The sequence below is a fragment of the Glycomyces tarimensis genome (genome assembly GCF_054776215.1).
In genome coordinates, this window is the sequence record NZ_BAAHCB010000005.1 from 623,124 (window position 1) to 633,161 (window position 10,038).

9 protein-coding genes are annotated in these 10,038 nt (G+C 70.6%); 4 read left to right on the plus strand and 5 right to left on the minus strand.

Annotated features, from left to right (window positions below):
- Positions 1 to 14 precede the first annotated feature (14 nt).
- Positions 15 to 680, plus strand: coding sequence for a hypothetical protein (locus tag ACYVK3_RS08340; protein ID WP_460496814.1), 666 nt, complete (start codon positions 15 to 17; stop codon positions 678 to 680).
- A gap of 274 nt (positions 681 to 954) precedes the next feature.
- On the opposite strand, the gene ACYVK3_RS08345 is transcribed toward ACYVK3_RS08340, so the two are convergent.
- The 4 genes from ACYVK3_RS08345 to ACYVK3_RS08360 form a co-directional block, all read right to left on the minus strand.
- Positions 955 to 2,145 carry a magnesium and cobalt transport protein CorA gene (locus ACYVK3_RS08345; RefSeq protein WP_460496985.1) on the minus strand — a complete coding sequence of 397 codons (1,191 nt, stop codon included), beginning with the start codon at positions 2,143 to 2,145 and terminating at the stop codon, positions 955 to 957.
- A 106-nt stretch (positions 2,146 to 2,251) separates the two neighbouring features.
- Positions 2,252 to 3,250, minus strand: a complete 999-nt coding sequence (locus ACYVK3_RS08350; RefSeq protein ID WP_460496815.1) for a LacI family DNA-binding transcriptional regulator — start codon at positions 3,248 to 3,250, stop codon at positions 2,252 to 2,254.
- A 117-nt stretch (positions 3,251 to 3,367) separates the two neighbouring features.
- A complete protein-coding gene (locus ACYVK3_RS08355; protein WP_460496816.1) occupies positions 3,368 to 4,894 on the minus strand; it encodes an alpha-N-arabinofuranosidase in 1,527 nt (508 codons plus the stop codon).
- Positions 4,895 to 4,974: 80 nt separating this feature from the next.
- A complete protein-coding gene (locus ACYVK3_RS08360) occupies positions 4,975 to 5,787 on the minus strand; it encodes an MBL fold metallo-hydrolase (RefSeq protein ID WP_460496817.1) in 813 nt (270 codons plus the stop codon).
- A gap of 116 nt (positions 5,788 to 5,903) precedes the next feature.
- On the opposite strand from ACYVK3_RS08360, the gene ACYVK3_RS08365 reads away from it, so the two are divergent.
- Entirely contained in the window at positions 5,904 to 6,761 is an 858-nt protein-coding gene (locus ACYVK3_RS08365) for an NAD-dependent epimerase/dehydratase family protein (RefSeq protein WP_460496818.1), read from the plus strand.
- A gap of 109 nt (positions 6,762 to 6,870) precedes the next feature.
- Positions 6,871 to 8,658, plus strand: a complete 1,788-nt coding sequence (locus tag ACYVK3_RS08370) for a serine/threonine-protein kinase (protein ID WP_460496986.1) — start codon at positions 6,871 to 6,873, stop codon at positions 8,656 to 8,658.
- 4 nt (positions 8,659 to 8,662) lie between these two features.
- Here ACYVK3_RS08370 and ACYVK3_RS08375 read toward each other — a convergent pair whose 3' ends face one another.
- The gene (locus ACYVK3_RS08375; RefSeq protein ID WP_460496819.1) at positions 8,663 to 9,133 is read right to left on the minus strand and encodes a hypothetical protein; all 471 of its coding nucleotides are present in this window, start codon (positions 9,131 to 9,133) and stop codon (positions 8,663 to 8,665) included.
- A gap of 110 nt (positions 9,134 to 9,243) precedes the next feature.
- On the opposite strand from ACYVK3_RS08375, the gene ACYVK3_RS08380 reads away from it, so the two are divergent.
- Positions 9,244 to 10,038 (plus strand): FHA domain-containing protein, encoded by a 795-nt coding sequence (locus ACYVK3_RS08380; RefSeq protein WP_460496820.1) that lies wholly within the window; start codon positions 9,244 to 9,246, stop codon positions 10,036 to 10,038.

A 10,038-nucleotide genomic window follows, 5' to 3' on the forward strand; every position in this document is an offset into this window, starting at 1 on the left:
ACTAGATCCAGGCGTTGGAGGGACTGCTGCCCGAGCCCGTCCAACAGCTCCTCACCGGAGTCGAGGGCGGCTTGGAGTTCGTCGAGTTGGGCGTGCACGTCTTTGACGGTGGCGTGGATGCAGTACTGCGCGATCAAATGCTCAGGGGTGGGGCAGCGGGTGTCCGCGTCGAACGGGGAGGGGACCGGCTCCTGGTAGGGGGTGCGGGCGTACACGCGGAGGGCCTTGGTGGCGTCCAGGCGGCGCACGGCTGCCGCGACCCGGTCGATCCGCGCCCGAGCCGACGTCGCCGTCTCGGCCAACACCTGGAACTTACCTGCGGTGCGGGCGATCGCGGCCAGGTCGGCCGCGACGCGCAGGTGGAAGTCGAAGGTCGACACCAGCCACTCCCGCAAGGCCGAGAAGCCATCGCAGTCGCGGTGGATATTCCACGCTTTCGCCTCGATCACCTCGGACAGGACCCGAGCGTGGAGGGCATTGATGGTGGCGGCTGCGTCATCGAGCGTGGTGTGGATGACCTTGGCGCGCTCGGTCCGCTCGGTCCTGCTGGGCTTCATGCTCGTCTTGGCCATCTGACACCTCCCTCGATCCTTGAGGTCTCGTACGAACCTGCTGTTTCCGTCGGTTCGTGCTATACCTCTATTCTCCCAGGTCACAGACGCCCTGTCATCACCCATTAGGGTGGGAAAACACTCACGTTTCCGCCACCCAGGACGACGAGAATCCTTGCCCTGCAAGACAACCCGGACAAAATCCGCCACTCCGGCCAGCGCCACACGCCCTCCCGACAGCCCGCAAACCCAACCGCATCAGACGACCCACCTCTCCGTCGCTGACGCCTTTAGTGCAGCGCAACCACAACCAACACCGTTCCCGCCGCCCCCATAAGTTCCATTGCCGGTCTCCCCGGGCGCAACACCCACGCACTCTTGCCGCCGCTACGCCCCCACGCTCCTACAGCCAGCGCCGCCACTTCATCACCAGATACAGCGAGACCGACACCGACGCCATGAGCACCAGCGAGAACGGATAGCCCCACGCCCAATGCGTCTCGGGCATGTGGTCGAAGTTCATGCCGTAGACCGTGCCCACCAGCGTCGGCGCGAACAGGATCGCCGCCCACGCCGAGATCTTCTTGACCTCCTCGTTCTGCGACAGGCTCGCCTCGCTGAGCCGCTGCATCTCTTGGTTCTGGCGTTGGCCGACGACGGCGGCGTTCACCGTCAGCATGGTGCTGAGCAGCTCCCGGAAGGAGTCCAGCTTCTCGGAGACGCGCACCGTGTGGTCCTCGACGTCGCGCAGCAGCCGCTGGAGCTCCAGGTCCACCTTGTACTTCTCGAAGCCCGACCGCAAAGACGCGATCAGGTCCAGCAGCGGCTCGACGGCGCGCCGGAACTCGATGACCTCGCGGCCGAGCTGGTAGATGCGCCGCGAGACCTCGAAGTCGCCGTCGAAGACCTGCGTCTCGATCTCGTCGAGGTCGATGGCCAGGCCCCGGAGCACCGGCGCGTAGTCGTCGACGATCTGGTCCAAGATCGCGTACAGGACCGCCTCGGGGCCGAGGCCGAGCAGCTCCGGCTCCGATTCGAGGCGGCGACGCACGTCGCGCAGGTCCGGGGTCTCGGAGTGGCGGATGGTGACGACGAAGTCGTTGCCGAGGAACACGTGCAGCTCGCCGACGTCGACGACCTCGATCGGGTCGACGTAGCGGGCCGGGCGCAGCACCACGAACAGCGTCTCGCCGTAGCGTTCGAGCTTGGGCCGCTGGTGGGCCTCCAAGGCGTCCTCGACGGCCAGCTCGTGCATGCCGAACTCGGCGGCGATCGACTCGACGGCCGCCTTGTCGGGCCGGTAGAGCCCGATCCAGCCCATGCCGCGCCGCTCGCGCACCATCTCGTAGGTCTGCTCCAACGATTCCGGTTCGATCCGCTCGCCGTCGGCGTAGACCGCGTTGTCGACGAGCGTAGGGCCGGTGCGCTCCTCGCCGGCCGCGTCGCGATCCGCGGCCTCTGCCTCCGTGGGTACGAGTCTGGGCCGGCGGGGCCGCGATCGCTTGGCGGTGCGGACGGAGACTTCGCGTTCGGGCCGCTCGTCGGTCGCCTTCGGCGGGGGGCGCCGCCACCAGTCCGCGAGCCGGCTGAACATGCCCATGCGCCCGACCTCCAGACCTGTTATGCGTGTGCGGGTTTACCGTAACGCGACGGTACCGGGATGCGAGGCCTCACGGTGGCCGCATGCGGTGACGGGCCTCTCAGGCCGTGGACTCGCGCACGCGCAGCGCGAACGGCGCGGTGTGCACGCCGGTCGGCCGCGTCGGGTCCTCGATGCGGGCGGTCGCCAGCTCGACCGCCTTGGCGGCCATCCACAGGTGGTCGGGGGCGACTGTGGACAGCGAGGGGACCGTGAACTCGGCGTCGCGGATGTCGTCGAAGCCGATGACGCGGACGTCCTCGGGCACCCGCACGCCCCGGTCGGCGAAGCCGCGCAGCAGACCGAACGCGACGGTGTCGGTCACCGCGACCACGCCGTCGAACTCGCGTCCCGAGTCGACCAGGCGGTGGGCCGCGTCGCGCCCGCCCGCGGCGCTCCACGGGTCCAGCGGCTCGTACAGCGCCGGATCGGCCTCCAGGCCGTGCTCGCGCAGCGCCTCGAGGTAGCCCTCGCGGCGGCGGGTCACGACGTTGACGCCGCTGAGGTCGCCGCCGGTCACGAGCGCGATCCTGCGGCACCCGCGCTCGATGAGGTGCTCGACGGCCGCCTTCGTGCCCTCCTCGTTCGGCATCGCGACGTGGTCGAAGGCGCCCTCGAAGTCGCGCTCGCCGAGCAGCACGATCGGGAAGTCCCCGCCGGGCAGTCGCTGGTCCTTCGGGTCCAGGCCGACCGCGCTGAGGATCAGGCCGTCGAACTGGAGCGTGTGCGAATGCGCGATGGCCTCGTACTCGCCCTCGGCGGCCGCGCCGGTCTGCTCGATCGCGACGTGGAAGCCGCGCCGGCGCGCCCGCTCGATCACCTGCTCGGCCAGGACGCCGAAGTAGGCGTCGTTGACGCGCGGCACGGCCAAGCCGATGACGCCGGTCCGACCCGACTTCAGCGTCCGGGCCGAGACGTTCACGCGGTAGCCGGAGGCGCGGATGGCCTCCATGACGCGGCGGCGCACCGGCTCGCTGACCCCCGCGCGGCCGTTGACGACGTTCGAGACCGTCATCTTGGAGACCCCGGCGAGCCGCGCCACGTCGCTCATCGTCACCATGCGCCGCTCCTCGCTCGCTGAACCGGGTGCGCGTTCACCACGCGGACACTGTACTCAGTGCCGACGCAGCCCGCGGTACGCGAGCCCGCCTCGGCACTGCGCGCCGCCCGGCGCGGGTCATGCGATGCGCCCCTCCACGGTGACGAAGGAGTGCGCGGGGACGTGCACGCGCAGGCGGCCGTCGGCGGCCTCGGCCTCGTGGGCGCGCGGCGCGACGGCCTCGGGCGTCTCGGGCGTGTTGTGGTCCTGGAGCGCCCCGGCGGTGAGCAGGCGCGCGGTGACGTCGGCGACCGAGCCGCCGCGCAGATCGATGTCCACGTCGGCCGCCTCATCGGCATCCAGATTGGACAGCGAGACGAGCAGTCGCCCGTCCTTGCGGCTCGCCGACACCGACACGGTCGCGAGCTCGGCGTCGCCGACGGCGCGGCTCGGGAGCCCGGCGGGCGTGTCGACGCGCAGGCTCGCGGCGTCCTGGTGGCCCTTGTTCATCTCGAACACGTGGTAGGTGGGCGTGAGCACGAGCGCGCCCGAGTCGGGGTCGGTGAGGATCATCGCCTGGAGCACGTTCACCGTCTGCGCGATGTTCGCCATGACGAGCCGGTCGGCGTGCCTGTGGAAGATGTCGAAGTGCAGGCTCGCGACCAGGGCGTCCCGGAGCGTGTTCTGCTGGTACAGAAAGCCGGGGTTGGTGCCCGGTTCGACGTCCCACCAGGTGCCCCACTCGTCGAGGACGATCCCGATCTCCTTGTGGGGGTCGTAGCAGTCCATGACGTTCGCGTGACCGGTGAGCAGCTCGTCGGTGCGGGCGGCCTTGAGCATCGTGGTGTAGTAGTCGTCGGTGCCGAACACCGTCGCCGAGCCTTTGTCGGCCCAGGTGCCGGCGATCGTGTAGTAGTGCACCGACACCGCCTGGTAGAGCGGGCGCTCGACGCGCTGGCAGCCGAGGTGGCTCAGCTGCTTCATGAGCGTCTCGGTCCACTCGTAGCTGAAGTCGGCCGCGCCGGCGGCGATGCGGTAGAGCTTGTTGTCGCCGTAGTCGCGGCAGTAGGTCGCGTAGCGGCGGGCCTCGTTCGCGTAGTGCTCGGCGCTCATGTTGCCGCCGCACCCCCACGTCTCGTTGCCCAGGCCCCAGAAGCGGACCTTCCAGGGCTCCTCGCGGCCGTTGGCCTTGCGCAGGCGGACCATCGGGGAGTCGCCCTCGCGGGTGAGGTACTCGACCCACTCGCTCATCTCCCTGACGGTGCCGGAGCCGACGTTGCCAGAGATGTACGGCTCGGCGCCGAGCAGTTCGCACAGCGCCATGAACTCGTGGGTGCCGAAGTGGTTGTTCTCCTCCACGCCGCCCCAGTGGGTGTTGATCATGACCGCGCGCTCGTCCTTCGGCCCGATGCCGTCCCTCCAGTGGTACTCGTCGGCGAAGCATCCCCCGGGCCAGCGCAGGTTCGGAATGTTCAGGGCCCGCAGGGCCTCGACGACGTCGAGGCGGATGCCGCCCTCGTTGGGCAGGTCCGAGTCCTCGCCGACGTAGAAGCCGCCGTAGACGCACCGGCCGAGGTGCTCGGCGAAGTGGCCGTACACGTGGCGGTTGATGCGCGGGCCTTCGAGGTCCACATTGATCACGGCTGGGACGGTGCGGTTCGGCATGGGTGCCTTCCTGGGAGCGATGGCGATTCGGAGGCTGTATCGATACGGCACCGGTTACTTTACCGATACACCATCCGCTGTCAAGAGCCGCCGCTTCCCGCCCGCACGAACGGCTCGCTCAGGTGCGGCGTGGCCAGTGCGCCGCCCGCCCCGGCCACGCGGCGCAGCAGTGCCTCTCGCGAGGCCCGGGCCACCGCGGGGTCGGTCTCGTGGACGTAGGGCAACTCGGGGTGGAGCAGCTGGATCGCGTGGGCCAGCAGGTCCCCGGTGATCGCCGCGAGCTCGCGTCCCGCTTCGAGCAGGACGCTCTGGTGCCCCGGCGTGTGCCCCGGCGTGGGGACCGCCTGGAGGTGCGGGCCCAGACGGCTCTCGCCGTCGAGCAGCTCGAGCTGCCCCGTGCGCTGGAGCGGCGCGAGCAGCACGTCCCGCAGCGCGGGGTTGAGCCGGTCGACGGCGTCCATCTCGGTCCGCTGCAAGAGATATCGCGCTCCGGCGAAGTACGGCTCGCCCTCGCCCACGACCGCCCAGCCGACGTGATCGGTGTGCAAATGCGTGAGGATGACGTGGTCCACCTCGTTCGCGGCGATGCCCGCGGCCTCGAGCTGTTCGGGCAACCGCCCCGGCACGGGCGCCCAGCCCGCGGCGGGGCTGCCGGCCGGGCCGATGCCCGCGTCGACCAGCGTCACGCGGCCCTCGATCCTGACGGCGTAGGCCCGGAACTGGAGCCACCAGCGGCCGTCGGCGGTGACCGCGCCGGGGTCGAACTCGTCCGCGGCCCGCCACTGCTGCGTGGTGGCGGTGGGGAACGCGTCGGCACGGTCGCTGAAGAACGGGCCTTCGGCGTCGGTGAGCGCGATGATCTCGGCCGGGCCGATTCGTAGGGCGGGCATCATGCCCCCGATGCTGCCACGGGCGCCCCGATACGAATGACGTGGCTCCTTGACTTGGAGTGCGCTCCAAGTCCTAGGCTTCCAAGCGACGGAGACCGAACGATCGGAGGGAAGACCCCATGGCGAATCGCGTGGCGGTGACCGGCGGGAGCGGCAAGCTGGGGCGGGCGGTGGTGCGCGACCTGGTCGAACACGGCCGGCACGTCGTCAACCTCGACCGCGCCCCCTCCCCGGACGGGCTCGCGCCGTTCACCGAGGTCGACCTCACCGACTACGGCCAGGCCGTCGAGGCGCTGACGGGCATCGACGACCGCTACGACCGCGTCGACGCGCTCGTGCACCTCGCGGCCATCCCCGCCCCGGGCCTGCGGGCGAACGCCGCGACCTTCCGCAACAACATGCTGACGACCTTCAACGTCTTCCAGGCCGCGCGCCTGGCCGGCATCACGAACGTCGTGTGGGCCTCCAGCGAGACCGTGCTCGGCCTGCCGTTCGAGACGCCCCCGCCGTACCTGCCGGTCGACGAGGAGTACGAGCCACGCCCTGAGTCGACGTATTCGCTGGTCAAGACCATGGAGGAGACCATGGTCGGGCAAATGTGCCGCTGGGACCCCGAGCTCAAGGCCACCGGCCTGCGATTCTCGAACGTCATGTACCCCGAGGACTACGACGTCTTCCCCGGCTTCAACGACGACCCGGCGCTGCGCAAATGGAACCTGTGGTCGTACATCGACGCCCGCGACGGCGCCCAGGCCGTCCGGCTCGGCCTGGAGCGCGAGGGCGCCGGCAAGGAGGTCTTCGTGATCGCCTCCCCGGACACGGTCATGACCACGCCAACGATGGACCTGGTCAAGGAGTACTACCCGGAACTGGAGCTGCGCCGCCCCGTCGAGGGCCACGAGACGCTCCTGTCGATCGAGAAGGCCCGCCGCCTCCTCGGCTACGACCCCGTCCACTCCTGGCGCGACCACCGGTGAACGCCGCACCTTCGCCTGGGCTCGTTGCATTAATGTGGACCGCGATGACGCACCGGCAGGAGTCGGGTGCTTCAAGCGAGCGGAGAGTCAGTTGCGCGCCGGGCAGGTAGTGGGCGGCCGGTATCGGCTGGAAGAACGGTTGGGTTCGGGCGGCCACGGTGAGGTGTGGCGGGCAGTGGACCCGCAGTTGGACGATCGGCCGGTGGCCTTGAAACGCGCCCTGCACGGCGGCGACGCCGGTGCGCCCGGACGCATCCGGCGCGAAGCCGGGACGCTCGCGAGCGTCAACCACCCCAACGTGGTCACGGTCTACGACGCCGTCGAGGACGACGGCGACTGGTGGATCGTCATGGAGTACGTGCCGGGCCGCTCCCTCGCGGACCTCGGGACCATCCCGCCCGCGGAGGCGGCGCGCTACGGCGCCCAGCTCGCCGGGGGCCTGGAGGCGGTGCACGCCATCGGCGTCATGCACCGGGACATCAAGCCTGCCAACATCCTCGTCACCGACCAGGGCTTCGCCAAACTCGCCGACTTCGGCATCTCCCGCAACGTTCACGCCGTGGCCACGCTGACCGGCACCGGGGCGGTCACCGGCACGCCCGGCTACGTCGCGCCCGAAGTCGTGCGCGGCGGCAGGTTCACGGCGGCCTCCGACGTGTTCTCCCTGGGCGCGACCCTGTACGCCGCGATGGAGGGCGCTTCCCCGTTCGGCGAGGACAACGCCCACGCGCTGCTGTGGCGCACCGCCACCGAGGAGGTCGACGAGCCGAAACGGGCCGGGGCGATGACGCCGGTCCTGATGCGGCTGCTCGACAAGGACCCCAGACGCCGACCCACCCCCGGCCAGGCCCGCAAGTCCTTCGCGGAGCTGTGCGGCGAGCCCGACATCGGCGCGGGACCCCGCCCGCGGCGGCCGCACTCCCGAGCCCTGGCCGCCGCCGTGGCCGCCCTGGCGTTCCTCGCCGCCGGAATCTGGGCCGCCCTGGGCGAGGACCGGGACCGGCCCGACGACCCCGTGCAGGGCCGCGAGAGCGTGCTCACCACCGACTTCGTCGGCGACCCGGCCACCGCCGACCCCTGCGCGCTGCTCGACGCGGAGGCGCTCGCGGCGTTCGGCGAGGCCAAGCTCGACACCGACGAAGGCGAGTTCAACAGCTGCGACGTGTTCGTGGACGTCCCGGACGCCAGCGAGGTCGACGTCGAGCTCGAGATCTACAGGAGCACCACGCAGCCGCCGGACGGCGAGGCCGAGGTGGTCGGACAGATCGGCGTGGTGCGGTCCGATGAGGACATGCCCGAGGAGTGCGACCGGACGCTGATACTGCCGGACGGGGAGCACATCGTCTCGATCGACGCCGAGCAGATGTGGGGCGGATCGGTTGACCTGTGCGCCATGGCGGACACCGCCGTGGACGGCGCGCTGGCCGTCCTCGAGGAGGGGCCGATCCCCAGGCGCGAGGGCGAGCCGGACCCCGGTTCGCTCATCGGGCTCAGCGCTTGCGAGCTGCTCGACGACGCGGCACTCGAGCGCTTCCCGGGCGTCGACGCCAACCACCCCGTCGTCAGCTTCGCCGAGTGGGACTGCCGCTGGAACAGCACCACCAGCGACGACTTCCTGCGAGTGCTGTTCCAGCGCAGCGAACCCCTGGTCGCGGGCGAAGAGGGGGAGCCGGTCGAGCTCGCCGGGCGGGAGGCGTTCGTCCAGGGCGACCGCTGGGCCGAGGGCTCGTGCCTGGTGAGCGTGGTCAACCGCCAAGAGCCCAGCGTCGACGGCGACGGCACCATCACCGCCGAGCTCGTGCGCGTCTACATCGAGGGCGACGAGCCGATCGACGAGCTGTGCGACATGGCGATCGACTTCGCCGAGCCGATCGCGGCCGCGCTGCCGTCGGCTTGAGACGTCACGCCACCGGTTCCAGCAGCAGGACGGCCTCGCCGTCGCTGATCGCCAAGGCCCTGACCAGCAGCGTGCCCTGCAAGCGCCCGCTGCCCTCCACCGGAAGCGTCATCGAGAGGAAGCCGCTGCCGGTGGCCTCGAACATCACCCGATCGACCGCGGTGCCGCCGCCCTCCGGAGTGAACCGGTCGAAACCGGTGATCGTCATCGTGTCGATCCCGAAAGCGGGATCGAGCTCGAACGTGGTGCCCTCCGAGACGATGACCTCGCAGTCGCCGTCGTAACAGGACTCGTAGTCGGTCCCGTCGAGCGCTTCGAGCGCCTCCTCGGTCGGCGAGGGCGACACCGACTGCGAAGTCGACGCCTCGCCCCCCGTGGGCGAGGCGTCGGACTCGGGCTCCTCGCCGGCGCCGCACGCGGCCGAGGCGAGCACGGCCGCGGCCGAGACGGCGAGCAGATGCGCATTGCGTTTCACGGGTGTCTCCTCGATCATGGGGCTGCCGCGTCCGTTGTACGCCGAAACGCTCGGGAGGGGTCCCGCGAGCCTGTGCGACGCTGATCGCGAGGAGGGACTTGGAGGTCGACATGAGTGACATCCGGCAGTTGGACGGCGTCGAACCGCTGGGGCCGCGGCACGACAGCCTGGCGTTCGGCGTGCCCGACCCGATCCCCGGCACGATCTACGCGCTCTCGGTCTCGGGCGGCGTCCGCTTCCGGCCCCGGGAGGGCCGATCGGTCCTGTTCGGACGCAATCGGCCGGAGGTGCACGTCTGCGTCGGCGAGGACGACCGGCGCGTCAGCCGCAGCCACGGCCTGGTCACGCGCCGCGGCGACCACTGGTGGGTCGCGAACATCGGGCACCTGGCCCTCCAGCTGCCCGGCTCGACCCTGCTGTTCCCCGAGGACGAGCCGGTGCCGCTCGAACACGGCTACACGCCGCTGTTCATCCGCGGCTCGCGTCGCCGCGAGCACCTGCTGGAGCTGTACGTGACGGGGGAGGACGGGCAGGTGCCCGCGCCAGCGCCGAACGCGTCGACCCTGCGAGACAAGCCGTGGAAGCTCGCGCCGATCGAGCGGCTCGCGCTCGTCGCGCTCGGCCGGCGCTACCTCATGCGCGAGTCCTATCCCCAGCCTCTGGCGTGGCGCCAGGCGGCCGAACACCTCGCCGAGATCGATCCGGACGCGGGCTGGAAGCCCAAGAAGGTCGAGCATCTGGTGGTCGCCGTGCGCAAGCGCCTGTCGAAGGCCGGCGTGCCGGGCCTGACGCGCGACGAGCTCGGCGAGCCGGTGGGGAACATGCTGAACCACAATCTCATCACCGAGCTGCTGCACACCCGCACGCTCGTCCCTCCGGACCTGCGGCTGCTCGACCCGACGTGA